General features: G+C 71.4%; 23 protein-coding genes. 14 read left to right on the top strand and 9 right to left on the bottom strand.

Annotated elements, in window-relative coordinates; translation table 11 throughout:
• Positions 1–138 precede the first annotated feature (138 nt).
• On the bottom strand, positions 139–1,233 hold the full coding sequence (locus ACZ7J0_RS15005; RefSeq protein WP_470887876.1) for a DUF5937 family protein: 1,095 nt from the start codon (positions 1,231–1,233) through the stop codon (positions 139–141).
• 106 nt (positions 1,234–1,339) lie between these two features.
• Between ACZ7J0_RS15005 and ACZ7J0_RS15000 the strand changes: the two genes are divergently transcribed.
• Complete coding sequence (locus ACZ7J0_RS15000) at positions 1,340–1,615, top strand: hypothetical protein (RefSeq protein WP_470887401.1); 276 nt, start codon at positions 1,340–1,342, stop codon at positions 1,613–1,615.
• Positions 1,616–1,732: 117 nt separating this feature from the next.
• On the opposite strand, the gene ACZ7J0_RS14995 is transcribed toward ACZ7J0_RS15000, so the two are convergent.
• Entirely contained in the window at positions 1,733–2,890 is a 1,158-nt protein-coding gene (locus ACZ7J0_RS14995; RefSeq protein ID WP_470887400.1) for a threonine aldolase family protein, read from the bottom strand.
• A 125-nt stretch (positions 2,891–3,015) separates the two neighbouring features.
• Here ACZ7J0_RS14995 and ACZ7J0_RS14990 point away from each other — a divergent pair, with 125 nt between their 5' ends.
• The 10 genes from ACZ7J0_RS14990 to ACZ7J0_RS14945 all read left to right on the top strand — a co-directional run bounded on the left by ACZ7J0_RS14990 (position 3,016) and on the right by ACZ7J0_RS14945 (position 10,957).
• Positions 3,016–3,948 (top strand): Rossmann-like and DUF2520 domain-containing protein, encoded by a 933-nt coding sequence (locus ACZ7J0_RS14990; RefSeq protein ID WP_470887398.1) that lies wholly within the window; start codon positions 3,016–3,018, stop codon positions 3,946–3,948.
• Positions 3,945–4,940, top strand: coding sequence for a pantoate--beta-alanine ligase (panC, locus tag ACZ7J0_RS14985; protein WP_470887396.1), 996 nt, complete (start codon positions 3,945–3,947; stop codon positions 4,938–4,940). The genes ACZ7J0_RS14990 and panC overlap by 4 nt, the downstream gene beginning before the upstream one ends.
• Positions 4,937–6,634, top strand: a complete 1,698-nt coding sequence (locus ACZ7J0_RS14980; protein WP_470887394.1) for an L-aspartate oxidase — start codon at positions 4,937–4,939, stop codon at positions 6,632–6,634. Before panC ends, ACZ7J0_RS14980 begins: the two co-directional genes overlap by 4 nt.
• Positions 6,635–6,636: 2 nt before the next feature.
• On the top strand, positions 6,637–7,683 hold the full coding sequence (gene nadC, locus ACZ7J0_RS14975; protein WP_470887392.1) for a carboxylating nicotinate-nucleotide diphosphorylase: 1,047 nt from the start codon (positions 6,637–6,639) through the stop codon (positions 7,681–7,683).
• A complete protein-coding gene (locus ACZ7J0_RS14970) occupies positions 7,683–8,489 on the top strand; it encodes a type III pantothenate kinase (RefSeq protein WP_468711385.1) in 807 nt (268 codons plus the stop codon). The genes nadC and ACZ7J0_RS14970 overlap by 1 nt, the downstream gene beginning before the upstream one ends.
• Before the next feature lie 116 nt (positions 8,490–8,605).
• Complete coding sequence (locus ACZ7J0_RS14965; RefSeq protein WP_470887874.1) at positions 8,606–9,160, top strand: hypothetical protein; 555 nt, start codon at positions 8,606–8,608, stop codon at positions 9,158–9,160.
• Between the two features lie 14 nt (positions 9,161–9,174).
• Complete coding sequence (locus tag ACZ7J0_RS14960; RefSeq protein ID WP_470887390.1) at positions 9,175–9,348, top strand: hypothetical protein; 174 nt, start codon at positions 9,175–9,177, stop codon at positions 9,346–9,348.
• Positions 9,349–9,451: 103 nt separating this feature from the next.
• Positions 9,452–9,910: a BlaI/MecI/CopY family transcriptional regulator gene (locus tag ACZ7J0_RS14955; RefSeq protein ID WP_470887388.1), complete on the top strand. Its 459-nt coding sequence runs from the start codon at positions 9,452–9,454 to the stop codon at positions 9,908–9,910.
• A 9-nt stretch (positions 9,911–9,919) separates the two neighbouring features.
• Entirely contained in the window at positions 9,920–10,477 is a 558-nt protein-coding gene (locus ACZ7J0_RS14950) for an amino-acid N-acetyltransferase (RefSeq protein ID WP_469120768.1), read from the top strand.
• Between the two features lie 144 nt (positions 10,478–10,621).
• Positions 10,622–10,957 (top strand): histone-like nucleoid-structuring protein Lsr2, encoded by a 336-nt coding sequence (locus ACZ7J0_RS14945; protein ID WP_468711381.1) that lies wholly within the window; start codon positions 10,622–10,624, stop codon positions 10,955–10,957.
• Here the strand turns inward: ACZ7J0_RS14945 and ACZ7J0_RS14940 are convergent.
• A complete protein-coding gene (locus ACZ7J0_RS14940) occupies positions 10,936–11,493 on the bottom strand; it encodes an SCO3374 family protein (RefSeq protein ID WP_470887386.1) in 558 nt (185 codons plus the stop codon). The genes ACZ7J0_RS14945 and ACZ7J0_RS14940 overlap by 22 nt on opposite strands.
• A gap of 442 nt (positions 11,494–11,935) precedes the next feature.
• Between ACZ7J0_RS14940 and ACZ7J0_RS14935 the strand changes: the two genes are divergently transcribed.
• Positions 11,936–14,461, top strand: a complete 2,526-nt coding sequence (locus ACZ7J0_RS14935; RefSeq protein WP_468711378.1) for an ATP-dependent Clp protease ATP-binding subunit — start codon at positions 11,936–11,938, stop codon at positions 14,459–14,461.
• Between the two features lie 122 nt (positions 14,462–14,583).
• Here the strand turns inward: ACZ7J0_RS14935 and ACZ7J0_RS14930 are convergent, their stop codons facing one another.
• Entirely contained in the window at positions 14,584–17,571 is a 2,988-nt protein-coding gene (locus ACZ7J0_RS14930; RefSeq protein WP_470887384.1) for an NACHT domain-containing protein, read from the bottom strand.
• 473 nt (positions 17,572–18,044) lie between these two features.
• Here ACZ7J0_RS14930 and ACZ7J0_RS14925 point away from each other — a divergent pair, with 473 nt between their 5' ends.
• A complete protein-coding gene (locus ACZ7J0_RS14925; protein ID WP_470887382.1) occupies positions 18,045–18,782 on the top strand; it encodes a M23 family metallopeptidase in 738 nt (245 codons plus the stop codon).
• A 13-nt stretch (positions 18,783–18,795) separates the two neighbouring features.
• On the opposite strand, the gene ACZ7J0_RS14920 is transcribed toward ACZ7J0_RS14925, so the two are convergent.
• Positions 18,796–19,350, bottom strand: a complete 555-nt coding sequence (locus tag ACZ7J0_RS14920; RefSeq protein ID WP_470887380.1) for a TetR/AcrR family transcriptional regulator — start codon at positions 19,348–19,350, stop codon at positions 18,796–18,798.
• 138 nt (positions 19,351–19,488) lie between these two features.
• On the opposite strand from ACZ7J0_RS14920, the gene ACZ7J0_RS14915 reads away from it, so the two are divergent.
• Entirely contained in the window at positions 19,489–21,066 is a 1,578-nt protein-coding gene (locus tag ACZ7J0_RS14915; protein ID WP_470887378.1) for an MDR family MFS transporter, read from the top strand.
• A 94-nt stretch (positions 21,067–21,160) separates the two neighbouring features.
• On the opposite strand, the gene cseC is transcribed toward ACZ7J0_RS14915, so the two are convergent.
• The 4 genes from cseC to ACZ7J0_RS14895 form a co-directional block, all read right to left on the bottom strand.
• Positions 21,161–22,486, bottom strand: a complete 1,326-nt coding sequence (gene cseC, locus ACZ7J0_RS14910; protein ID WP_470887376.1) for a two-component system sensor histidine kinase CseC — start codon at positions 22,484–22,486, stop codon at positions 21,161–21,163.
• A 65-nt stretch (positions 22,487–22,551) separates the two neighbouring features.
• Complete coding sequence (gene cseB / locus ACZ7J0_RS14905) at positions 22,552–23,265, bottom strand: two-component system response regulator CseB (protein ID WP_470887375.1); 714 nt, start codon at positions 23,263–23,265, stop codon at positions 22,552–22,554.
• A 9-nt stretch (positions 23,266–23,274) separates the two neighbouring features.
• Positions 23,275–23,880, bottom strand: coding sequence for a hypothetical protein (locus ACZ7J0_RS14900; RefSeq protein ID WP_470887872.1), 606 nt, complete (start codon positions 23,878–23,880; stop codon positions 23,275–23,277).
• Positions 23,881–24,056: 176 nt separating this feature from the next.
• A complete protein-coding gene (locus ACZ7J0_RS14895; protein ID WP_468711366.1) occupies positions 24,057–24,623 on the bottom strand; it encodes a SigE family RNA polymerase sigma factor in 567 nt (188 codons plus the stop codon).
• Position 24,624 lies beyond the last annotated feature (1 nt).

Below are 24,624 nucleotides of genomic sequence, written 5' to 3'. Positions count from 1 at the left end.
CAGGACCGGGACGCGACGACCGGGACGGCGGCCAGGACCGGGACGGGAGCGGCGACGACGCTCGGGACGGTGGCCGGGTGCGTCCCCGGCGCGGCGCTTGGTGCGGAACCGTCTCCGGGTGCGTCCCTGGCACGGCACCTAGCGCAGCACCGTCTCCAGGAAGTCGCTGCCGATCCGGGCGACCGCCGCGACATCCAGCTGGTGCAGCACGTATCGCCCGCGGCGGCGCGTGGAGATCAGCCCCGCCCTCTTCAGCACGGCCAGATGCCGGGAGACCTCCGGCGCGGTGATGCCGTAGACGTCCGCGAGTTCGCCCGTCGTGTACGGGGCGCGGGCCAGGTTGCGGCACAGGCGCATGCGCATCGGGTGGGCGAGGGCCTCCATCCGCAGCTTCAGCAGCTCGACGGAGGCCTGCCCCGGCAGGTCCGGGGCGCCGACCGGGTAGTGGACGACGGGCCGCCAACCGGGGGCGTGCAGCACCATCAGATGCGGCCAGCCGTAGCTGGAGGGCACGAAGGTGATCCCGGCGCCGACGGCCGGGTCGACGGCGGTGGTCCGGCCGTCGGCGAGCTTGTCCACCTCGATACGGCCCAGGGCTTCGTTGAGCGAGAGCGCGGGTGAGACCGCCCGCAGCGTCTCGGCGAGGCCCTTGTGGCGCAGGAGCTCCGTCTTGTGGCGGGCGTCGGCGGCGAGGCCCGGCTGGACGCGGCGCCAGGTGTCGGCGAAGAAGGCCTCGTCGCAGTCCTCGAAGAGGCGGCGGAGCCAGGCGCGTACGGAGGCCGGATCGGCGAGCATCCGCCGGGTGAAGTCCAGCGCCCGGGGGCCGCGGGTGGCGGCGAGATCGAGGGCGCGGTCGGCGTCGACGGGGCCGCCGGCGGCGTAGCTGCTGGAGCAGGTGAACTCCAGGGCCGCCGCGACGTACACGTCCTCGTCCAGCTCGTCGAGCATGTCCAGCTCTTCGGCGAGCGTCGCACCGGTCCGGCCGGTGCCGTGCCGCAGGCCGGCGTACGGCATGAACACATCGGAGAAGGTGCTCGTCCACAGGAACGAGGCGTCGTGGAGCCGGTCGGCGAGCTCCGGCTTGAGGGCGGCGGTGGTCGCCGTCGCCCAGCCGTGCAGCCCGGGGTGGTGCCCCGGCTCGGCCAGCGCGTGGAGGGCGACGCCCAGCTCGGCGAGGGGGGAGATGTCGAAGACGATGCGTTCCGGCGGCAGGCCGGCGATGTCGATGCTCACGCTCACACCCCCATGGTGGGGGGTGCGGGGGGTGCGGCGTCGCGTCGTTTGACGGGGGTCGTCAATCGACGAGCGCGCTGGGCCGTTCGGGCGCATCGTGAATGCCATGAACGCCATGGAGCAGCACATGATCGACGCCTACCGCTCGGCCCAGCACGGCGAGCCGGCACCACCGCTGCCGGGCGCCCACGACTGGTCGGCGCTCGCCTCGGCCCGCGACTACCACCGCTTCACCGCGGTCATCGCCGGCCGCCCCGCCGGGGGCCGCACCGCGCCGGCGCTGACCCGGCTGGGGTCCCGGCTCTCGGCTCTCTCCCGCCTCCTGCCCCTGCCCCTGCCGCGCATGGAGCACCGCCCGCCGTCGGCGAGAGGCTGCCGCTAGGCCGTGAAGCCCCGGGTGCCTCCGGGCGGACGACGCCACGTCGCGGACACTCCCCGGGGCCTCGGGGACCCTCCCGCGGACCGGGGCCTCGGGGGCCCTCCCCGGGCCGTGTCCGGCTCAGGGCAGACGCGCCAGGAACGCCTCGACCGCCTCCGCGACCTCCGCCTCCGTCCACGCCAGCCCCGGCTCGCCCACGGTCACCTCGGTGACCGCCACCCCCGGCGGGCCCCCGGCGCCCGGGGAGAACCAGCGGCGGAAGAGCGTGACGCCCGTGTCCTCGGCCTGCCGGACCGACGCCTCGGTCAGGGCGTCCGGGTCGTACGGGAGCCACACCTGGAACTGATGGGTATGCGGCTCCTCGGGATGCACGCGGAACCACGCCGTTCCCGCCGCCTCGAACCCGGACCGCAGCCCCGCCGCCACCACGCGCGCGTGCGCCACGTACGAGGGGAGGCGAGGCAGTGTCCCGGCCATCCCGGCCAGCGCCCCCACCGCCGCCGCGGACTGCTGGAAGACCAGCCCGCCGTACCGGTGCCGCCAGGCCCTCGCCTCGGCGATCAGGTCCTCGGGTCCGACGAGCGCCGCGCCCGACGGCCCGTCGAGGGACTTGTAGAAGGAGACGTACACGCTGTCGGCGAGGGCCGCGATCTCCGCGAGCTCGCGCCCGAAGTGGGGGGCGCACTCCCACAACCGCGCGCCGTCGAAGTGCACCACCGCATCGCGTTCCCGCGCGGCCTCCACCACGTCCACCAGCTCCTGCCACGAGGGCAGGACGAATCCGGCGTCCCGCAGCGGAAGTTCCAGCATCAGCGTGCCGAAGGGGTCCGCGAGGTCCCGGACCTCCTCGGCCGTCGGCAGCCGCGCCGCGTCCGTCGGATGGACCGTCCGCAGGCCGCTCACCGCGCCCAGGGCGCCCCCTTCGTGGACCTCCGGGTGCGCCAGCGGGTGCAGGGCGACCACCGGGTTCCCGGTCCGGCCCGCCCAGCACCTCAGCGCCACCTGCTGCGCCATCGTCCCGGTCGGGAAGAAGGCGGCGGCGGGGAAGCCGAGCAGGTCGGCGGCGCGCCGCTCGACCTCGGCGACGACCCCGTCGCCGTACACGTCGACGGGCGCCTCCACGTCGGCGACCGAGGCCGCATCGTCCGCGAGCGCTCTCAGCCGCTCCCCGAGGGGGAGGTCCGCCGAGGGCCGCCACAACGTCCTCCCGGAGGACCGCCAGGCCTCGATCCTCCGTCGCCTCGCGTTCCGCTCGTCCTCGCCCTGCTCATGGTCCATCCACCGATCATCACATCGCCGCCCGGACCCTGTGGACAGTCAGGGAAGGTCGCGAAACGCTGGCGTAGCATGACGAGAAATCGTCCGGTACCCCCCGCGGACTGGAACGGAAGGCCACCGTCAGCGTGAACGCACCACCAGAACCCCGCCCGGCCCGCCTCACCGTCGGCGTCGTCGGCGCCGGCCGGGTCGGACCCGCACTCGCGGCGTCCCTGCAGCTCGCGGGCCACCACCCGGTCGCCGTGTCCGGCGTCTCCGAGGCGTCGGTGCGCCGCGCCGCCGCGCTCCTGCCGGACGTGCCGATCGTGCCGCCCGCGCAGGTCATGGCCGCCGCCGACCTGGTGCTGCTGACGGTTCCCGACGACGCCCTGCCCGGCCTCGTCGAGGGCCTCGCCGAGACCGGAGCCGTGCGCCCCGGACAGCTGCTGGTGCACACCTCCGGGCGGTACGGCGCCAAGGTCCTGGACCCGGCCCGCCGCGCCGGCGCGCTGCCGCTCGCCCTGCACCCCGCGATGACCTTCACCGGCACCTCCGTGGACGTCCAGCGACTGGCCGGCTGCTCGTTCGGCGTCACCGCGCCCGAGGAACTTCGGCTGGCCGCCGAGGCGCTGGTCATCGAGATGGGCGGCGAGCCCGAGTGGATCGAGGAGGAGGCCCGCCCGCTCTACCACGCGGCCCTCGCCCTCGGCGCGAACCATCTGGTCACCCTGGTCGCCCAGTCCATGGAGCTGCTGCGTACGGCGGGGGTCGCCGCCCCCGACCGGATGCTCGGACCGCTGCTCGGCGCGGCCCTGGACAACGCCCTCAGGTCCGGCGACGCCGCCCTCACCGGGCCCGTGGCCCGGGGTGACGCCGGCACGGTCGCCGCACACGTCGCCGAACTGCGCGCGCACGCGCCCGCCACGGTCGCCGGCTATCTCGCGATGGCAAGGGCGACCGCCGACCGGGCGCTCGCCCACGGCCTGCTCAAGCCCGAGCTCGCCGAGGACCTGCTGGGCGTCCTGGCGGAAAGCGTCCTGGTCGAGCGGCCCGAGGGGCCCGAGGAGGACGACCGATGAGCCTCGTACCGGTCCGCACGGCGGCCGAACTCCACGCGCTGGGCAACGGCGGCAGGCGCGCCGTCGTCATGACCATGGGCGCCCTCCACGAGGGCCACGCCACCCTCGTCCGCGACGCCCGCAGGCAGGTCGGCCCCGAGGGCTTCGTCGTCGTCACCGTCTTCGTCAACCCGCTCCAGTTCGGCGCCGGCGAGGACCTCGACCGCTACCCCCGCACCCTGGACGCCGACCTCAGGACCGCCGAGGAGGCGGGCGCCGACGCCGTCTTCGCCCCCTCCGTCGACGAGGTCTACCCCGGCGGGGAGCCGCAGGTCCGGATCACCGCGGGCCCCATGGGCGAGCGACTCGAAGGCGCCTCCCGGCCCGGCCACTTCGACGGCATGCTGACCGTCGTCGCCAAGCTGCTCCACCTCACCCGCCCCGATGTCGCCCTCTTCGGCCAGAAGGACGCCCAGCAGCTCGCCCTGATCCGGCGCATGGCCCACGACCTCAACTTCCCGGTCGACATCGCCGGCGTCGCGACCGTGCGCGAACCGGACGGTCTCGCGCTCTCCAGCCGCAACCGCTACCTCTCACCGGCCGAGCGCCACACCGCGCTCGCGCTGTCCGGCGCCCTGTTCGCCGCCCAGGACCGGCTTGCCGCCCAGCTGGCACTGCGCGCGCGTGCCGAGTCGCTGCCCGCCCCGCAGGCCAGGGCCGCAGCGCTGTCCCGGATCGGTGAGGCCCGCGCGGCCGCCGACGCGCACGCGGTCGCCCAGGCCACCGAGAGCGGCGGCGCCGGCGCCGTGCGGGCAGCGGCCCGCACGGTTCTCGACGACGCGGCCAAGGCCGACCCGCCGCTGGTCCTCGACTATCTGGCGCTGGTCGACCCGTCCGACTTCACCGAGGTTCCCGACGACCACAGCGGGGAGGCGATCCTCGCCGTCGCCGCCCGCGTCGGCTCGACCCGGCTCATCGACAACATCCCCCTGACCTTCGGAGCCCCCAAGTGACCGGAATACGGCTGCACGCGCCCGCGCCGGGCTGGGCCATCGACGCCGACGTCGTCGTGGTCGGCTCCGGCGTCGCGGGACTCACCGCCGCCCTGCGCTGCAGTGCCGCCGGGCTGCGTACGGTCGTCGTCACCAAGGCCCGCCTGGACGACGGCTCCACCCGCTGGGCGCAGGGCGGCATCGCGGCCGCCCTCGGCGACGGCGACACCCCCGAGCAGCACCTGGACGACACGCTCGTCGCGGGCGCGGGCCTGTGCGACGAGGTGGCCGTACGGACCCTGGTCACCGAGGGCCCCGACGCCGTGCGCCGGCTGATCGCCACCGGCGCGGACTTCGACAAGGACCCCGACGGAGACATCGCGCTCACCCGCGAGGGCGGCCACCACCGCCGCCGTATCGCGCACGCCGGAGGCGACGCGACCGGCGCCGAGATCTCCCGCGCCCTGGTCGAGGCGGTCCGCGCCGACTCCGTCCGCACCATCGAGAACGCGCTGGTCCTGGACCTCCTCACGGACGCCGAGGGCCGTACGGCGGGCGTCACCCTGCACGTCATGGGCGAGGGCCAGCACGACGGCGTCGGCGCCGTCCACGCCCCCGCCGTGGTCCTCGCCACCGGCGGCATGGGCCAGGTCTTCTCCGCGACGACCAACCCGGCCGTCTCCACCGGCGACGGGGTCGCGCTGGCGCTGCGGGCCGGCGCCGAGGTCAGCGACCTGGAGTTCGTGCAGTTCCACCCCACTGTGCTCTTCCTCGGCCCGGACGCCGAGGGCCAGCAGCCGCTGGTCTCCGAGGCGGTACGGGGCGAGGGCGCCCATCTCGTCGACGCGTCCGGCACCCGCTTCATGCTGGGGCAGCACGAGCTGGCCGAGCTCGCCCCCCGGGACATCGTCGCCAAGGCGATCATGCGGCGGATGCGGGAGCAGGACGCCGAGCACATGTACCTGGACGCCCGGCACTTCGGCGCCGAGATGTGGGAGCACCGCTTCCCGACGATCCTGGCCGCCTGCCGCTCCCACGGCATCGACCCGGTCACCGAGCCGATCCCGGTCGCCCCCGCCGCGCACTACGCCTCCGGCGGTGTCCGTACCGATCTGCACGGCCGCACCACCGTCCCCGGCCTGTACGCCTGCGGCGAGGTGGCCTGCACCGGCGTCCACGGCGCCAACCGGCTGGCGTCCAACTCCCTGCTCGAGGGACTGGTCTTCGCCGAGCGCATCGCCGACGACATCACCGCGGCGACCGTCGCCGCCCCCGGCGCGCCGGTCCCGCACCCGGCCCCGGTGGCCCTGCCGCTGCCCGACCCGGGCGCCCGCGTCCGTATCCAGCGGATCATGACCAGGGGGGCCGGAGTACTGCGCTCCGCCGCGAGCCTGGCCGCCGCCGCCGAGGCCCTGGAGAACCTCCACGCCGACGCCGTCGCCGGGGACAGCGACGACCACAAGTCCTCCGAGCCCGGCGTCGAGTCCTGGGAGACCACCAACCTGCTGTGCGTCGCCCGGGTCCTGGTCGCCGCCGCCCGGCGCCGCGAGGAGACCCGCGGCTGCCACTGGCGCGAGGACCACCCCGACCGCGACGACACCACCTGGCGCCGCCACCTCGTCGTACGCCTCAGCCCCGACCGGACCCTGGACGTCCGGCCCACCGGCACCCAAGACTTCCCCCCGACCGCCGCCGACGCCCCCAGGGAGCCGTAACCGTGAGCACGCCCGAAGAAGAACGCCCGCGCCCCGTGGACGTACCGCTGATCCAGATCAGCGCCCCCAGCGCCCAGGCCGAGGAGGCCGGCTGCGGTGACGGCTGCGGCTGCGGTGGCGACGAGGTGTACGAGTGCGGGCTCGACCCGGCGCTCGCCCAGCTCCTGGCCGACGCGGGCCTGGACCCCGTACAGGTCGAGGACATCGCGCACCTCGCCATCGAGGAGGACCTCGACGGCGGTGTGGACGTCACCACCGTCGCGACCGTCCCCGAGGACGCCGTCGCCACCGCCGACTTCACCGCCCGCGAGCACGGCGTGGTGGCGGGCCTGCGCGTCGCCGAGGCGGTGCTCTCCATCGTCTGCACGGACGCCTTCGAGGTGGAGCGGCACGTCGAGGACGGCGCGCGCGTCGAGCCCGGCCAGAAGCTGCTGTCCGTCACCACCCGCACCCGCGACCTGCTCACCGGCGAGCGCAGCGCGCTGAACATCCTGGGCCGCCTCTCCGGCATCGCCACCGCGACGCGCGCGTGGGCCGACGCCCTGGAAGGCACCGGCGCCCGGGTCCGCGACACCCGCAAGACCACGCCGGGCCTGCGGGCCCTGGAGAAGTACGCGGTGCGCTGCGGCGGCGGCGTCAACCACCGCATGTCGCTTTCGGACGCGGCCCTGGTCAAGGACAACCACGTGGTCGCCGCGGGCGGCGTCGCGCAGGCCTTCAAGGCCGTCCGGGAGACGCTCGCCGAGATGGGCACCCCGGACGTCCCGATCGAGGTCGAGGTCGACACGCTGCACCAGGTCCGCGAGGTCCTGGAGGCGGGCGCCGACCTGATCCTGCTCGACAACTTCACTCCGCTGGAGACCGAGGAGGCCGTCACGCTGGTGGCGGGCCGCGCCGCGCTCGAGTCCTCCGGCCGCCTCACCCTGGACAACGCCGCCGCGTACGCCGCCACCGGCGTCGACTACCTCGCGGTCGGCGCGCTCACCCACTCCGCCCCGGTCCTGGACATCGGCCTCGACCTGCGCGAGGCGAACGAGGCGAACGTCTGATGCTGCTCACCATCGACGTCGGCAACACCCACACCGTCCTCGGCCTCTTCGACGGCGAGGAGATCGTCGAGCACTGGCGCATCTCCACGGACCCGCGCCGCACCGCCGACGAGATGGCGGTCCTGCTCCAGGGCCTGATGGGCATGCACCCGCTGCTCGGCGTGGAGCTCGGTGACGGCATCGAGGGCATCGCGATCTGCTCGACCGTTCCCTCCGTCCTGCACGAGCTGCGCGAGGTGACCCGCCGGTACTACGGCGACGTCCCCGCCGTCCTGGTGGAGCCCGGCATCAAGACGGGCGTGCCCGTCCTGACGGACAACCCGAAGGAGGTCGGCGCGGACCGCATCATCAACTCGGTCGCCGCCGTCGAGCTCTACGGCGGCCCGGCGATCGTCGTCGACTTCGGTACGGCGACGACGTACGACGCGGTCAGCGCGCGCGGCGAGTACACCGGCGGCGTCATCGCCCCCGGAATCGAGATCTCGGTCGAGGCACTGGGCGTGAAGGGCGCCCAGCTGCGGAAGATCGAGCTGTCCCCGCCGCGCAGCGTGATCGGCAAGAACACGGTGGAGGCGATGCAGGCGGGCATCGTGTTCGGCTTCGCGGGTCAGGTCGACGGCGTCGTGGAGCGGATGAAGCGCGAGCTGACCGGCCCGGGCGGGGACCCGTCGGACGTCACGGTGATCGCGACGGGCGGCCTCGCCCCGATGGTGCTGAGCGAGTCGTCGATGATCGACGAGCACGAGCCCTGGCTGACCCTGATCGGTCTGCGCCTGGTCTACGAACGGAACGTCTCCCGGATGTGACGGCCGCGCGGGCGGACGGGCCGGCGAGGCGCGCCAGGGAAAGTCCGTTAAGGGAATTTTGTCTGATTAGCGCGTATCGTCGGCCCATGCCCACGCCCTACGGATCCCGCGGCGGCATGGCGTTCGGCGCAGACGAGCTGCGTGTGCTCCGACGCGCCCTGGCCGTTGCCCTCCACCCGACCACCCTCGAGGACGAGGACGTCCAGGACTGCCTGCGCCTCGCCGACTCCCTGGACGAGGCGGTCCGCGAAGCCGGACGGCTGCGCGCCTTCCTCCTCGCCGATCTGGCCCGCTACCGCGACGCCCTGCCCGGCACCGCCGCCGGCTACCTGGAGCTGCTCCAGGACGCCCTGGCCGCCGGCTACGACCCCCAGCCGGAGGATCTCGGCGCCTTGCGCACCCTGCGCTCCACGCCCGTCGCCGCGACGCTCCTCGATCGCTGCCGGCTCCTCGCCGAGCACTCCGTGCGCGGGCGCCTGGCCCGTGTCACGGCGCCCCGCACCCGGCTCTTCGCCCTGCAGGGCGGCCGGTCGGGCGAGGGGGAGAAGCCGAAGCCCGCGCCGAAGCCGCCGGAGCCCGCCCCCACCGAGAAGCCGGTCCCCAAACCGTCCGAGGTCTTCCCGCCGCGCCGCCGCCCCGCGCCCCCGCCCGCACAGCGCGCCGCCGGATAGCTACCCTGGACGGCATGGAATACGTATCCGCGCTCCTGCCCCCCGTCGTGATGGCCGCCTTCTTCATCGGCCTCGTCGTGACGATCGTCAAGAGCCAGGGCGGCCCGAACAAGGCCAAGGAGGACGCCGCCGTGGACGCGGCGCTCGCCCGCGCCGAGGCGACCCGCCAGGCGGACGGCACCCCGTAGCTCCGGGCGCCCCCTCCGAGGACGTACGACTGCGTTCAAGTCGTACGTCCTTTTTGTTACGTCAATAGTGGGCCATTCCGACATCGCCCACTATGGTGGCGCTGTGCCCCGTCAATTGGGAGAGCTGGAAGACGCCGTCATGACCCGCGTCTGGCAATGGAACCGGCCGGTGACGGTCCGGGAAGTCCTGGAAGATCTGCAGCAGGAACGCTCCATCGCCTACACCACCGTCATGACGGTAATGGACAATCTCCATCAGAAGGGCTGGGTGCGCCGGGAAGTCGACGGCCGCGCCTATCGATATACCGCGGTCTCCACCCGAGCCGCCTACGCGGCCGCACTGATGAACGAAGCCTGGTCGCAGAGCGACAACCCCGCCGCCGCTCTGGTGGCCTTCTTCGGCATGATGTCGGCCGAGCAGCGCGTGGCACTCAACGACGCGGTCCGTATGGTCCAGCCCGACGCCCCGGAACTGCCCACCGAGTCGGCCCCCGAACCTCCCGGAGAGCCTTCCCCACTTCCGCCGGAGGGCGCCGACGGCGAGGCGGAGCCGGGGCGATAGCGTCCACCCATGCCGTCCTCCGTGCCTCCGCCTCCGACGCCCCACACGCCCAATCCCGCAGCGAAAGCCGTCACCGTACGGCGGGCGCGGACCAGCGATGTCGCGGCGGTCCGCCGACTCGTCGATCCGTTCGTCACCGAAGGCATCCTGCTCGACAAAGCGACGGTCACGCTTTACGAGGACATCCAGGAGTTCTGGGTCGCCGAACGCGACGAGGACGGACTGGTCGTCGGCTGCGGCGCACTGCATGTGATGTGGGAAGACCTGGCGGAAGTCCGCACTCTCGCGGTGGACCCCGACTTCCGTGGCGCAGGCGTCGGTCACCAGGTGCTGGACAAGTTGTTGCACACGGCCCGCTGGCTCGGTGTGCGCCGGGTTTTCTGCCTCACCTTCGAAGTCGACTTCTTCGCGAAGCACGGCTTCGTCGAGATCGGTGAGACACCGGTCGACGGAGATGTCTACAGCGAGCTGCTGCGTTCCTATGACGAGGGTGTCGCGGAGTTCCTCGGTCTCGAACGAGTGAAGCCGAACACCTTGGGCAACAGCCGGATGCTTCTGCACCTGTGATCGTATCGATCGCGCGGAACCCTATGTCCGAATCGCGCACGTTTCCCGCGTTCCCGGGGTTCTGAACCTCTCCCAGGGGTTTGTGTTTTTCAGGGAAAAGCGGTTTCCTTTCCGCGTACTGCATTTTCGATGAAAGGAAATCCGGTGGCACAGAAGGTTCAGGTCCTTCTTGTCGATGACCTCGACGGTGGCGAGGCGGACGAGACCGTGACGTTCGCGTTGGACGGCAAGACCTACGAGATCGACCTCACCACCACCAACGCGGACAAGCTCCGCGGCCTGCTCGAGCCGTACACCAAGAGCGGCCGGCGTACTGGTGGCCGTTCCGCCACCGGCCGTGGCAAGGGCCGTGTCGCCACCGGCGGGAACAAGGACACCGCCGAAATCCGCGCATGGGCGAAGGCGAACGGCTTTGAGGTGAATGACCGCGGCCGCGTTCCTGCCACGGTGCGTGAGGCCTACGAGAAGGCCAACGGCTGAGTTCGCAGCAACCGGGCCCGGTGGCATTCCGTCGCCGCCGCGTCCACGAGTCGCACAAGACCGGAGCCGCAGTGCGGCGCGCCGCCGCCCCCGATCGAGGGCAGGGCGGGCAGGGACGACTCGACCTCGCGTCCGGGCTCGGGGGGCCGCAGCCACACGGCGGCCCCCCGCGAGCCGGAACCGCTCTCTCCTGGGGGAACCGGGGCGGTGATCCGGCCGCCCGCGCCGCGGATCGTGAGATCGAGGGTGATGCCGCCCCACTCGAGCCAGTCGAGCAGCCCCGGCAGCTCCTCCGCGCTCCCCGCGGCAACCAGCAGCCCCATACGGTGCCCCAAGAGGGCCACAGGGCCCGTGCCGCCCACCCGTCGCAGCACGGCGAAGCCCGCAGCCGCCGGTAGTTCCAGCACATCGAAACGCAGGCCCGTGAGCAGCCGCACCGGGGGACCGCTCAGGGTGGCCCAGCCGAGCTCGTTCTCGTACCACCGGGCGCTGCCGCCGTCGAGGGGCGACCGGGGGAGCGGAACAGTGATGGCCATACCCGGGGCAACTGCCGAGCGGGACTCTTGGTTACGCGGTCCGCTACACAGCGTTCCCGCGCGTGTGCGAAGCGTGTCCGCCACGGGGGTGCGCGAACGCATTCGGCAGCGCAAGGATGTTCGCCCGTAGCGGAGGGAACCCGGGTATGCCGCATGGAGTGTCCGTGCTTACGGGTAAGACATTCCTAGTGGGAAGGGGCGACACGCAGGCTTCCACGTCTTACGTTCGCCATGGGCGTACACCAGGCGCGGGTAACTGCTTGGCCTGCGGGAACATCGTCTCGCACCATCGGGTTGGAGCAGATGTCGGCGTTCGGGGTCAGGAGGCCAAGGACGGTGTCGGCAGTTGGAATGAGCGGTCCCCGCTTGCGGGACTAAGCTGCGGAAGGACAGGGAGGGGATCGACCCCTAACTGACTGACCGCTCTGAGGAGCGATTAACGATGTTCGAGAGGTTCACCGACCGCGCGCGGCGGGTTGTCGTCCTGGCTCAGGAAGAAGCCCGGATGCTCAACCACAACTACATCGGCACCGAGCACATCCTCCTGGGCCTTATCCACGAGGGTGAGGGTGTCGCCGCTAAGGCCCTGGAGAGCCTCGGGATTTCGCTCGAGGCGGTCCGACAGCAGGTGGAGGAGATCATCGGTCAGGGCCAGCAGGCCCCGTCCGGGCACATTCCCTTCACCCCTCGTGCCAAGAAGGTCCTGGAGCTGTCGCTCCGGGAGGCTCTTCAGCTGGGCCACAACTACATCGGCACGGAGCACATCCTGCTCGGCCTGATCCGCGAGGGCGAGGGCGTCGCCGCCCAGGTCCTCGTGAAGCTCGGCGCCGATCTCAACCGGGTGCGGCAGCAGGTCATCCAGCTGCTCTCCGGCTACCAGGGCAAGGAAGCCGCCACGGCGGGCGGCCCTGCCGAGGGCACCCCCTCCACGTCCCTGGTCCTCGACCAGTTCGGCCGGAACCTCACCCAGGCCGCCCGTGAGTCCAAGCTCGACCCGGTCATCGGGCGCGAGAAGGAGATCGAGCGGGTCATGCAGGTGCTGTCCCGCCGGACGAAGAACAACCCCGTTCTCATCGGCGAGCCCGGCGTCGGCAAGACCGCCGTCGTCGAGGGCCTGGCGCAGGCCATCGTCAAGGGCGAGGTGCCCGAGACCCTCAAGGACAAGCACCTCTACACCCTCGACCTCGGCGCGCTGGTCGCCGGCTCCCGCTACCGCGGTGACTTCGAGGAGCGCCTGAAGAAGGTCCTCAAGGAGATCCGCACCCGCGGCGACATCATCCTGTTCATCGACGAGCTCCACACCCTGGTGGGTGCGGGCGCCGCCGAGGGCGCGATCGACGCGGCTTCCATCCTGAAGCCGATGCTCGCGCGCGGTGAGCTCCAGACCATCGGCGCCACCACGCTCGACGAGTACCGCAAGTACCTGGAGAAGGACGCCGCGCTGGAGCGCCGCTTCCAGCCGATCCAGGTCGCCGAGCCGTCGCTGCCGCACACCATCGAGATCCTCAAGGGTCTGCGCGACCGCTACGAGGCCCACCACCGCGTCTCCATCACGGACGAGGCACTGGTCCAGGCCGCGACGCTGGCCGACCGGTACATCTCGGACCGCTTCCTGCCGGACAAGGCGATCGACCTGATCGACGAGGCCGGTTCCCGGATGCGCATCCGCCGGATGACCGCGCCGCCGGACCTCCGCGAGTTCGACGAGAAGATCGCCGGCGTGCGCCGGGACAAGGAGTCCGCGATCGACTCCCAGGACTTCGAGAAGGCGGCGTCTCTCCGCGACAAGGAGAAGCAGCTGCTGGCGGCGAAGACCAAGCGGGAGAAGGAGTGGAAGGCCGGCGACATGGACGTCGTCGCCGAGGTCGACGGCGAGCTGATCGCCGAGGTCCTCGCGACCGCCACCGGCATCCCGGTCTTCAAGCTGACCGAGGAGGAGTCCTCGCGACTGCTGCGCATGGAGGACGAGCTGCACAAGCGCGTCATCGGCCAGCAGGACGCGGTCAAGGCCCTCTCCAAGGCGATCCGCCGTACCCGTGCCGGTCTGAAGGACCCGAAGCGTCCCGGTGGCTCGTTCATCTTCGCCGGCCCGTCCGGTGTCGGTAAGACCGAGCTCTCCAAGTCGCTCGCGGAATTCCTCTTCGGCGACGAGGACGCGATGATCTCCCTCGACATGTCGGAGTTCAGCGAGAAGCACACGGTTTCCCGTCTCTTCGGTTCCCCGCCCGGATACGTGGGTTACGAAGAGGGTGGCCAGCTCACCGAGAAGGTGCGCCGGAAGCCGTTCTCGGTCGTCCTCTTCGACGAGGTCGAGAAGGCCCACCCCGATATCTTCAATTCCCTGCTCCAGATTCTGGAGGACGGTCGTCTGACCGACTCCCAGGGCCGAGTGGTGGACTTCAAGAACACGGTCATCATCATGACGACCAACCTCGGGACCCGGGACATCTCGAAGGGCTTCAACCTGGGCTTCGCGGCCCAGGGCGACACGAAGTCCAACTACGAGCGGATGAAGAACAAGGTCAGCGACGAGCTGAAGCAGCACTTCCGCCCGGAGTTCCTCAACCGTGTGGATGACGTCATCGTCTTCCCGCAGCTGACCGAGGACGACATCCTGCAGATCGTCGACCTGATGATCAACCGGGTGGACGAGCGCCTGAAGGACCGCGACATGGGCATCGAGCTCAGCGCGGACGCCAAGCAGCTGCTCGCCAAGAAGGGCTACGACCCCGTGCTGGGCGCCCGTCCGCTGCGCCGGACGATCCAGCGTGAGATCGAGGACTCGCTGTCGGAGAAGATCCTCTTCGGCGAGCTGCGCCCCGGTCACATCGTGGTCGTGGACACCGAGGGCGAGGGTGAGGCGAAGAAGTTCACCTTCCGCGGCGAGGAGAAGTCGGCGCTGCCGGACGTCCCGCCGATCGAGCAGGCGGCCGGCGGAGCCGGGCCGAACCTCTCGAAGGACGCGTGACACTTCGCTGAGTGGTTGAAGGGCTGCCCCGGCCCGTACGGAGACGTACGGGCCGGGGCAGCCTTCTGTTTGTGCGCCAACCAGGGCCTTTGCCGGGGGCTGGGTGTCCCTCGGGCCGGGCGTCAGCCCTCGTGGACCACCAGCTGGCGCAGGGACGGGAAGACCTCGTCCAGGCGGCCCTGGAGCTCCTCGTCCTCCGCCGCGTACAGGAACACCCGCGTGACGGTCGGCAGCGTGAGTCCCGGTGGGCGCGAGCGGAGGCCGTGGGACCTGAAGCTCAGCTCGGTCAGGGCCGGCAGCCGAGCCAGTTCGTGCCAGTCGTCGGCCGTCAGCCCGCCGGCCTCCGTCAGGTCGAGGTCCTGCAGCCGTGAGTGGCGGGCCAGCCCGGCGAGGCCGCCCTGCGGGCGGGGGTGGAAGTAGAGCCGTCGCAGGGGAGCCGCGACAGGAAGGGCCTCGAGGCTCCAGGACGCCCGGGGTGACAGGGTCAGGGTCAGCTGGTCCAGCCGTTCGAGAGCGGCGAGCGGACGCAGGTCGGGATGCTCGGTGGGGCGTTCCAGACTGAGCGACGTCGGGGAGAGCCCCGCGAGCAGTGCGGCCAGCCCGGCGTCGGAGAGGTCCCTGCGGATGTCCAGGCGCTCCGGTCGCAGGCCCAGGCGGGCGATCTGACCGGCCCGGTCGTCGGCGCGGATCGTGAAGTCCAGGTCCCTCGGGTCGAGGTGGGCGATGATCTCGTCCGCGTACTGCGTCGCGTCGAAGCGCCCCCACGCCCACATCAGCTGGGACCGCACGCCGAGCGACGCATGGCCCGTGAACCGCGCGAGGAACGGCAGCGGCGCGTCGCCCTCGATGTGGGAGGCCGTGACGACCACCATCTCCGCCTCGTCGTCGCTCAGGCCGTCCGGGCCGGGCAGGAGGTCAAGCACCAGCGGCCCGACCGTCGCCAACTGCCGTGCCTCGTCCGCCGACTTCGGCGGGATCACCGCCGAGGTGCGTTCCAGCAGCGCCCGCTCCACGGCCGGGGCCACCTCCGTCGCGTGGTCGAGCGCCGTCGCGGCGACGACCAGGACGCGCAGCTGCGTGGAGCGGTCCTTCGCGCGGTCAGCGGCCGCCATCAACTCCTCGAAGATCTCGGCGCATTCGCGGGGCCTGGCGTGGGCCACGCTCATGCGGATGACGTCCTCCCACTGGTCGTCGGCGGCGCGTTCCGCCAGGACGCCGATGTGCCACTCGTCCACCAGGTGCTTCGCGGCGAGGTAGTCCTGGAAGGTGCGGTGGATGAAGTCGACCTGGCCCGGGCCCGGTTCGCGCAGCAGGCCGCTGCGGTGCAGCAGGTGCGCGAAGACCGCCCCGGCGTCGTGCGCGGCGGCTTCCCTGATGGACGGGGCGGCACTCCGGACGATCGACTCGGCGCGTGAACGGTCCATCACCGCCCGTCCGTTGACGGTGAGCCAGTGGGCCAGGCGCTGGATCAGCTGGATCTGGGGGGCCTCGCCCAGTTCGACACCGTACGGCGCCCCCATGTCCCGCTCCCGGTCGCGGCGGCTGAGGAGCATCGACAGGGCGGCTTCGTACAGGGCTCTGCGGCCGTGCGGCAGATACCCGCGCCGGTCCCGGTGCAGGGCGCAGATGAGGCCGCACATCAGCGGGTTGGTGGCGAGGAGGGCGAGGTCCTTGGTGGTGCGCAGGGCGTCGAGGAGGGGGTGTGCGTACGACTCCGAGGCAGGGCCGGCGGCCTGGTGCCAGCGCCGCACGAAGGTGGTGACCTCGGCGGTGCTCATGGCGGAGAGGGTGAGCTCGGTGAAGCCGTCGGGGGTGAGCCAGTCGTCGCGGACGGCGGAGGGGCGGGAGGTGACCAGCCAGCGGTTGCCCTCGTAGGTGAGGAGGAGGTCGCGCAGCCAGCGCAGGGTCCGGTCTCGCTCCGCCTCGGGGACCTCGTCGATGCCGTCGATGAGGATCAGGGCGCGTCCGGCGGCCAGGACGCGGTCGGCCCAGCCCTCGGGCGAGGTGAGGGGGCAGCCCACGGCGGAGAGGAAGGCGTCGGGCGCGGGCAGCCGCCCGCCGTGGCGGGTCAGGGTGCGCAGGGGCAGGACGAAGGGGATGCGGTCGCGGAGGTAGGCCATCCGCTCGTCGAGGTCCTGGCGGGCGGCGGAGACCGCCAGCCACTGCACGAGGGTCGTCTTGCCGGAGCCGGCGACGCCGCGCAGCAGGACGCGGTCGTGGCGGGCGAGGGCCTGGTCGGCGGAGACCGGGGCGGTGTGGGGGATCAAGTGGCCGATGTCCCGGAAGTGGCCCTGGTGGCGGACGAGGACCGGTTTCGCTCCCGGGGCAAGGGCACGGGTGTAGGCGGCGGTGGCTTCGGGCGCGTCGGCGACCTGGTCTTGGCTGAGGACCGGGTCGCGCTCCGGAACACTCGCCTCCAGCGACAGGTAGGCCACGTCCAGTGGCCACGCGTCGGGCGAGTGGTGCAGGTCGATGCCGTAGATGGTGAGCCTGCCGTGCTTCTTCGCCACGTACGAGAGGTAACGGCGCTCGAACTTCCCGTCGCGCGCGTCCGCCCTCGGGGTGCGCGCGATCAGCTCGTCGACCTTGGCGATCAGCTCCGCCTGGTCGCGGCTCTGCTCGACCAGGGTGCGTGCCACGAAGGTCGAGCGCTGGGTGAAGAAGTGCAGGATGTGCAGGCAGGCCCACTCGGTGACCGAGTCCAGGTAGAGCGCGGCGTCGGTGGAGAGGCCGTCGGGGCCGGGGCCCGCGGTACGCAGTCGGCGCGCCAGTTCGCGGTGGCCGAGGCGGACGGCCTGGACGTCGTCCATGTCGAGGTCGCCGAGGGAGAGCAGCGTACGGCTCAGGGCGGCGGCGACGGCCTCGGCCTCGTCGGGCGGGAACGGCTGCTCGCCAGGGGTCGCGAGGGAGTCCCGGACCAGGGTCGCGGCGAGCGTGCGGACGTCCCGCTCGGTGAGGGTGCGCTTCTCGCCGCGGAAGGAGACGAGCCGGGAGAGCCGGATGCGGCGCTCGGTGAGCCCGGCGCCGGGGGCCTCCTGGACCAGCAGCTTCTTGATCAGCGGGCCGATCGCGCTCGACGCCAGACGGGTGCCGATCAGCGCTGGATCCACGTGCGTTCCCCCGAAGCCGTTCCCCTGTGTGTCCGGTCGCCAGCCTAGCGACGGTCGCGGCCGGAGGACCCGGGATCGGGGGTCTTTCGGCCCGCGGGCCGTGACAAGGCGCACAGCCGATTTCGGCGGTACTAGCCGGAATAGTCGACATGTTAAGTACCGATTCGGGACTTTTGGCGCACCCGCGAGGGGGTCGTCGGGCCCCCGGGCCCCATGGGTCCGACAGGCCCGCCCCGCTGACGAATACGGGCAGGCCCGACATGGGGTTAAACCCGTCCTCGCAGGCGTTTTGCCCGAATGTGGGGAAGCGTGTCCGGCGGCGTCAAGACCCTCCATTCGGAGGAGATCGCTACGACACGATGTCGTAGATGGGGTGTTTGAGCGGAGATGGGGGCTCGGGTTACCAAGGGATGGCACCACCGCCCGGCGCACTGCTCGCGTCGGGTCCGTTCATGTCCGGAGGTCTCCCCCGTATGTCGAAGCGCGCCAAGCATCCCGCCCGTACCGCCGTCGTCTCCCTGATCGCCGCCGGCCTCGGAGCGACCGTCGTGTCCGGAGCCGGGAACGCCTTCGCCGCCGAGAGCCAGGCCGGGGCCGCTGTGGCCGGTACGTCCGCCGCCATCGCCGCCCAGGCGAACGCCCAGGCCCACGCCGCGTCCGCGGCGAAGGTCGAGGCCGCCGCCAAGGCGAAGGCTGTCGCGAAGGCGAAGGCTGTCGCGAAGGCGAAGGCTGTCGCGAAGGCGAAGGCTGTCGCGAAGGTCAAGAAGGCCGTCGTGAAGGCCAAGAAGAACCCGGCGTGGGTGAAGCCGGTCAGCTCGTACACGAAGACCGCCAGCTTCAACCAGGGCGGCTCCATGTGGTCCCACAAGCACTCCGGCCAGGACTTCGCCGTGCCGATCGGTACCGCGGTCAAGGCCGCCGGTTCCGGCACCGTGGTGAAGGCCGGACCGAACGGTGGCGGTGACGGCCCCGCGTACGGCAACGCGATCGTCATCCGGCACGCCAACGGCAAGTACTCGCAGTACGCGCACCTGTCGAAGATCAACGTGGGCGTGGGCTCGAAGGTGAAGGCCGGCCAGGTCATCGCCCGCTCCGGCAACACCGGAAACTCCTCCGGCCCGCACCTGCACTTCGAGATCCGCACCACCCCGAACTACGGCTCCGCGCTGAACCCGGTCGCCTTCCTGCGCTCCGCGGGCGTCGTGGTCTGACGCGGCCCGGGCCCTACGGGGTGTGAGCCTGAGTGATCAGATCGAGGGCGACCTCGAGGACAGCCGCGCGCTTTTCCTCGGGGTCGCCCTCGACGTCCCTCATGGCGAACTGCGCCGCGTGCAGGGTGAACAGCGCGCTGACGCAGCGCACCTGATCGACCAGGGCGGCGTCCGGCTCCTTGAACAGCGCCAGCATCCGGATCATGCGGTCCTTGAAGGACTCCCCGACGCTCAGCTCGCGCACGGTCGCCTGGTTCTCCTGCATGAAGCGGAAGAGCGGAGCCGCGCCGCTGAGCGCGTCGTTGTAGCGGCGCAGCACTTCCCGCTTCGTCTCGAGCGTGCGCGGCTCGTCCTGGGCCCAGGCGATCAGCTCGTCGATGGGCCGTGTCAGGTCCTCGAAGAGGCTGACCAGGATGTCTTCCTTGGTCTTGTAGTGGTAGTAGAGAGCGGCCTTGGTGACGTCGAGCCGCTCGGCGATCTCCCGTAGAGAGGTCTTCTCGTATCCCTGCTCGGCGAAGAGTTCGAGGGCTACGTCCTGGATGCGCTGGCGGGTATTGCCTCGGGCCATGCTGCTCTCCTACATCCCACAAACTTACTTGACGCCCGGCTAGTTACGGGGCTACCTTCCCCATTGTAGTCAACTAGCCGGGCGGCAAGTAAGTGCCCGGCGGGCACCACGTACCGGGACCACAGGGGAGTAGGGACCATGGCAACAGCGACGGACACCGGAAAAGAGGCGGACGGCTCGGCCGCGCCCCGCAGCGTGCGGGTGGTTCTGCTCGCGTTGATGATCGCGATGTTGCTCGCGATGCTAGACAACATGATCATCGGCACGGCGATGCCGACCATAGTCGGCGAGCTCGGTGGCCTGGAGCACCTCTCCTGGGTCGTCACCGCCTACACCCTCGCCACCGCCGCGTCCACGCCGATCTGGGGCAAGCTCGGCGACATGTACGGCCGGAAGGGCATCTTCCTCACCTCGATCGTGATCTTCCTGATCGGCTCTGTGCTGAGCGGCATGGCCCAGGACATGGGCCAGCTCATCGGCTTCCGGGCCGTGCAGGGCCTCGGTGCCGGCGGGCTCATGGTCGGCGTGATGGCGATCATCGGCGACCTGATCCCGCCCCGTGACCGCGGCAAGTACCAGGGCATGATGGCCGGCGTCATGGCGCTCGCGATGATCGGCGGACCGCTGGTCGGCGGCTCGATCACCGACCACTGGGGCTGGCGCTGGTCCTTCTACATCAACCTGCCGCTGGGCGTCGTCGCCCTCGCCATGGTCACCGCCGTGCTCCACCTGCCGAAGAAGGAGCGGACCGGCAAGACCCGGATCGACTACCTCGGCGCCGCGCTGCTCACCGTCGGCATCACCTCGACCGTGCTGGTCACCACCTGGGGCGGTACCGAGTACGCCTGGGGATCCGCCACGATCCTCGCCCTGATCGCCGTCGGCGTGGTCTCGCTCGCCGGCTTCCTGTACGCGGAGACCCGCGCCGCCGACCCGATCATGCCGCTGCACATCTTCCGCAGCCGCAACTTCTCGCTGATGTCGGTGATCGGCTTCCTGACCGGCTTCGTGATGTTCGGCGCGGTCCTCTTCCTGCCGCTGTTCCAGCAGTCGGTGCAGGGTGCGTCGGCCACCAACTCCGGCCTGCTGCTCCTGCCCATGCTGATGTCGATGATGGTCGTCTCGCTGATCGCGGGGCGGGTCACCACCAGCAGCGGCAAGTACCGGATCTTCCCCATCGTGGGCGGTGCGCTGATGGTGGTCGGGCTCTTCCTGCTCGCCCAGATGGACACCGGCACCTCGCGGCTGACCTCCGGCTTCTACATGGCGGTGCTCGGCGCGGGTATGGGCTTCCTGATGCAGATCACCATGCTGGTCGCGCAGAACAGCGTCGAGATGAAGGACATGGGCGTCGCCTCCTCGTCGGCCACCCTGTTCCGTACGCTCGGCTCCTCCTTCGGCGTGGCGATCATGGGCGCCCTCTTCACCAGTCGGGTCCAGTCGGAGATGGCGGGACACGGCGGCGGTCAGCTGACGCAGCAGTCGGCTCAGCTGGACGCGGCGAGCCTGGCGCGGCTCCCGGAGGACCTCCGTGAGGCGTACCAGATGGCGGTGGCGTCCGGGACGCACGGGGCCTTCCTGCTCGGCTCGGCCATCGCGATCGTCGGCTTCCTCGCGGCCTTCTTCGTCAAGGAGGTCCCGCTGAGGGGCGCCGGCCCGAAGCCTGCCGCCACACCGAGCCCGACGTCCGACGGAAAGGTCGCGGAGACGGTCTGACCGGCGAGGACGTGAGGGAACAGCAAGGGAAGGCCCCGGGCGCACGAGCGCCCGGGGCCTTCCCGGTGCAGCGGGGGCGGCGCGAGCTCCGCGCCTACGGCAGCGTCCCCTCAGGGAGCTGGAGGATGGGGAAGCTGCCGGTGTTCGTCGGGGCGTGGTCCGGGAGCCAGAGGACGGCGATCGCTCCGGCCGAGCCCTCCGCCCCTTCCGGCGCCGCGTTGCGGAAGGTCAGCCGGGCACCGAGGACGCGGGCCTGGCCCGCCGCGATCGTCAGGCCGAGGCCGTGCCCCTGCCCCGCCCGGTCGCTCGCGCCCGTGCGGAAACGGCTCGGCCCCTCCCGCAGCAGCGCCTCGGGGAAGCCCGGTCCGTGGTCGCGGACCCGCACCACGCGGCCCTCGACGGTCACCTCCACCGGGGGCTTGCCGTGCTTGGCGGCATTGGCCAGCAGGTTGATCAGGATGCGCTCCAGCCGACGCGGATCGGTGCTCACCCACGACTCGTGAACCACCCGCACCACGATCTCCGGGTCGAGCGCGGTGACCCGACGGGCCACGAACTCCCCGAGCGAGATCTCCTGGAGCTCGGCCCGCTCCGACGCGCTGTCGAGCCTGGCCACCTCCAGCACGTCCTCGACCAGCGTGCGCATCGCCTGCGCCCGGTCCCGTACGAGCTCCGTGGGGCGGCCGGGCGGCAGCAGTTCGGCGGCCGTGAGCAGCCCGGTCACCGGGGTGCGCAGCTCGTGCGCGATGTCCGCGGTGACCCGCCGCTCCGCCTCGATCCGCTCCTGCAGCGCGTCGGTCAGTGCGTCGACCGCCCGGGCCAGCTCGTCCGTCTCGTCGCGTACGACTCCGCCGATGGCGTCCCGTACCCGTACGTCCGTGTTGCCCTGGGCGACCCGCCCGGCCGCCGCGGCGGCCTTGCGGAGCCTGCGGGACAGCTGTCCGCCGATCAGAACACCGAGCGCGCAGCCGCCGAAGACGACCGCCACCGAGCCGATCATCAGCGCCCGGTCGAGATCCTTCATGATCGTCGTGCTGCGGTCGGTGAAACGGGTGTGCAGGGACAGGACATCGCCGTTGGCCAGCGGTACGGCCGCCCAGATGTCGGGAGGGCCGCCGTCCTTCTGTTCCTGGACGAACGTGCCGCGCCGCTTGTCCCGCATCAGCCGGTGGAGCTGCGGCGGCAGGGCCCGGTCGTTGATCTCGGTGTTGAACTTGGGCTCTTTCGGCTTGGACGTCTCATACATCCGCTGCGCGAAGAGCAGCCGCTCCATCTGCACCTCGCGCTCGTTGTCGAGCATGGAGATACGGGCGGCGCTGTGCACGACGAGGCTCAGCGTCACGGCGATCAGCGCGCCGACCGCCCCGATGGCGATGGCGATCTTCCAGCGGACCCCGGTGCGCAGGGCGAGCGGCCTCATACGACTGGGTCCCGTTCCGCGAGGAGGGCCCCGACGCGTACCGCGTGTCGCTTCATGCCTTCAGCTCACGCCTTCAGCTTGTATCCGAAACCGCGGACCGTTTCGATCCGGTCCTGCCCGATCTTCGTCCGCAGCCGCTGCACATGGACGTCCACCACCCGGGTGTCACCGCCCCAGCCGTAGTCCCAGACCCGCTCCAGCAACTTGTCCCGTGACAGGACCGTCCCGGGCGCGCCCGAGAACTCCAGCAGCAGCCGCATCTCGGTCGGCGTCAGACCCACCGGGGCGCCGCCGCGACGGACCTCCATGCCGTCCGTGTCGACCTCCAGGTCGCCGAAGACCAGCACACCGCCCTGCTCGTCGCGCGCCGGCTGTCCCCCGTCCGCCGCGCCGCCCGCCGGCCCGCCCGCGTGGCCGAAGCGCCGCAGAACGGCACGGATCCGGGCCACGAGCACCGAGCCGTCGAACGGCTTGGTGACGTAGTCGTCGGCCCCCGCCTCCAGGCCGAGCACCACGTCGATGGAATCGGCCCGCGCCGAGAGCATGATCACCGGGACGGTCGACTCGTCACGGATCCGCCGGCACAGACTGACGCCGTCCATGCCCGGCAGCATCACGTCCAGCAGGGCGATGTCCGGCTGCCGCGCCCGGAACGCCTCCAGCCCGGACAGACCGTCCGGCATGGCGGTGACCGCGAAGCCGTCCCGCTCCAGGGCGAGCTGGGTGGCTTCGCGGATGACGTCGTCGTCCTCGACGAACAGGACATGAGTCTCGGCCATCGTCCGCTCTCAGTTCTCGCTCGGCGCGGACGGCGCGGGACCGTCGCCGTCGCCGACCGCTTTGCTGTAGTCGTTGTGCACCCAGTCGTGCTGGATGAACTTGTTCCCCGACCAGCGGTACGTCACGACGTCCTCGCCGGAGGGGTACTCCACCGGGTCACCCTTGGCGTACACCTGCTTGGTGACCACCAGGTCGCCCCGGTCGATGGTGGCGTAGACCGCCGGATCCTCCACCGCGAAGACATTCTTGTAGGTGTCGTTCTCCGCGCGGTACACATACGTGCCGATGCCCACGGCATCACCGCACGTCACCACGTTGACCACCACATCCGGGGACGAGCCGCCCGTCAGATTCCCGTACGAGGTGTCCACCGGGTACGCATGCGCCGCGCAGGGCTTCAGATCGTCCTTGACCCGGTCGCTGACCTTCGGGTCGCTCTTGATCAGCCGGGCCGCGTCGACCTTCTTGAAGGGCGCGGGCGACGAGGCCGACGGGGAGGGCAGGGAAGCCGTGGGCGTCCCCTGGTCGGGCCGCGCCGCGCCCTCGTCGCGCGAGCCCGTCCCGCCGGACGAGCATCCGCTCACGAGCAGACCGATGGCGGCGAGCCCGGCCAGTGCCGTGGTGCCCGCCGCCCTGACCCCGCCGCCGTGCCGGCTGCCGCCGCCATGCGGGAGCCCCTGGTCCGCCGTGCGGCCGGGGCTCGTCGTCGTGTGGCTCGCGCCGTCGCTCTCGCGTCTGGCAGCGAGGCCCTGTCTTTCGGATCCTGCCGGGCTGATCCAGAAGACAGACCCTAGGCCGCGCACCGCTCCCGCCACCCTTCGTCGTGTCGTCCACCGGACCGCTCCAGGGCGCGGGCGTCGGTGTCGATGCCGCGGCTCTCCAGTTCCTGGCGCAGACGGGCCAGTGCCCGGTGAAGCGTGCTCTTCACCGTACCGGTCGACATGCCCAGCGCGGCGGCGGTCTCCTCGGTGCTCATCTGCTCCCAGTGCCGCAGCACCACGACACTGCGCTGCTTGGGCGCGAGGACCTTCAGTACGTCCATCAGCAGGGCCCGGTCGGCGTGCTGCTCGGTGGCGTCGTCGACGCTCGCGTCGGGAAGCTGCTCGGTGGGCACCTCTTCGAGCTTCCGGGCGCGCCACCACTCGGTACGCGTATTGATCATCACCCGGCGAAGGTACGCGTCGGCGAGCGACTTGTCCGCGATCCCGTCCCATCGGCCGTAGGTACGGACCAGCGCGGTCTGGAGCAGGTCCTGGGCGTCGACCGGGTCGGGGACGAGGCGGCGGGCGCTGCGCAGCAGGGCCTCCTGTCGCGTGCGTACGTACTCTTCGAATTCGAGCACCTCGCCGTGCGCCATT

The sequence above is a fragment of the Streptomyces sp. NPDC038280 genome (assembly GCF_055600045.1).
The sequence above is the reverse complement of the archived record's forward strand: the minus strand, read 5'-3'. Positions and strand labels throughout refer to the sequence as shown.

Excerpts from the sequence above, each read along its gene's own strand:
- ACZ7J0_RS14960 (WP_470887390.1), top strand. The coding sequence starts at position 9,175 with ATGGAATACGTATCCGCGCTCCTGCCCCCCGTCGTGATGGCCGCCTTC.
- ACZ7J0_RS14940 (WP_470887386.1), bottom strand. The coding sequence starts at position 11,493 with ATGGCCATCACTGTTCCGCTCCCCCGGTCGCCCCTCGACGGCGGCAGC.
- ACZ7J0_RS14965 (WP_470887874.1), top strand. The coding sequence starts at position 8,606 with ATGGCGTTCGGCGCAGACGAGCTGCGTGTGCTCCGACGCGCCCTGGCC.
- panC (WP_470887396.1), top strand. The coding sequence starts at position 3,945 with ATGAGCCTCGTACCGGTCCGCACGGCGGCCGAACTCCACGCGCTGGGC.
- ACZ7J0_RS14915 (WP_470887378.1), top strand. The coding sequence starts at position 19,489 with ATGGCAACAGCGACGGACACCGGAAAAGAGGCGGACGGCTCGGCCGCG.
- cseB (WP_470887375.1), bottom strand. The coding sequence starts at position 23,265 with ATGGCCGAGACTCATGTCCTGTTCGTCGAGGACGACGACGTCATCCGC.
- ACZ7J0_RS14925 (WP_470887382.1), top strand. The coding sequence starts at position 18,045 with ATGTCGAAGCGCGCCAAGCATCCCGCCCGTACCGCCGTCGTCTCCCTG.
- ACZ7J0_RS14970 (WP_468711385.1), top strand. The coding sequence starts at position 7,683 with ATGCTGCTCACCATCGACGTCGGCAACACCCACACCGTCCTCGGCCTC.
- ACZ7J0_RS14950 (WP_469120768.1), top strand. The coding sequence starts at position 9,920 with ATGCCGTCCTCCGTGCCTCCGCCTCCGACGCCCCACACGCCCAATCCC.
- ACZ7J0_RS14995 (WP_470887400.1), bottom strand. The coding sequence starts at position 2,890 with ATGGACCATGAGCAGGGCGAGGACGAGCGGAACGCGAGGCGACGGAGG.
- ACZ7J0_RS14920 (WP_470887380.1), bottom strand. The coding sequence starts at position 19,350 with ATGGCCCGAGGCAATACCCGCCAGCGCATCCAGGACGTAGCCCTCGAA.
- ACZ7J0_RS15000 (WP_470887401.1), top strand. The coding sequence starts at position 1,340 with ATGAACGCCATGGAGCAGCACATGATCGACGCCTACCGCTCGGCCCAG.
- ACZ7J0_RS14935 (WP_468711378.1), top strand. The coding sequence starts at position 11,936 with ATGTTCGAGAGGTTCACCGACCGCGCGCGGCGGGTTGTCGTCCTGGCT.
- ACZ7J0_RS14895 (WP_468711366.1), bottom strand. The coding sequence starts at position 24,623 with ATGGCGCACGGCGAGGTGCTCGAATTCGAAGAGTACGTACGCACGCGA.
- cseC (WP_470887376.1), bottom strand. The coding sequence starts at position 22,486 with ATGAGGCCGCTCGCCCTGCGCACCGGGGTCCGCTGGAAGATCGCCATC.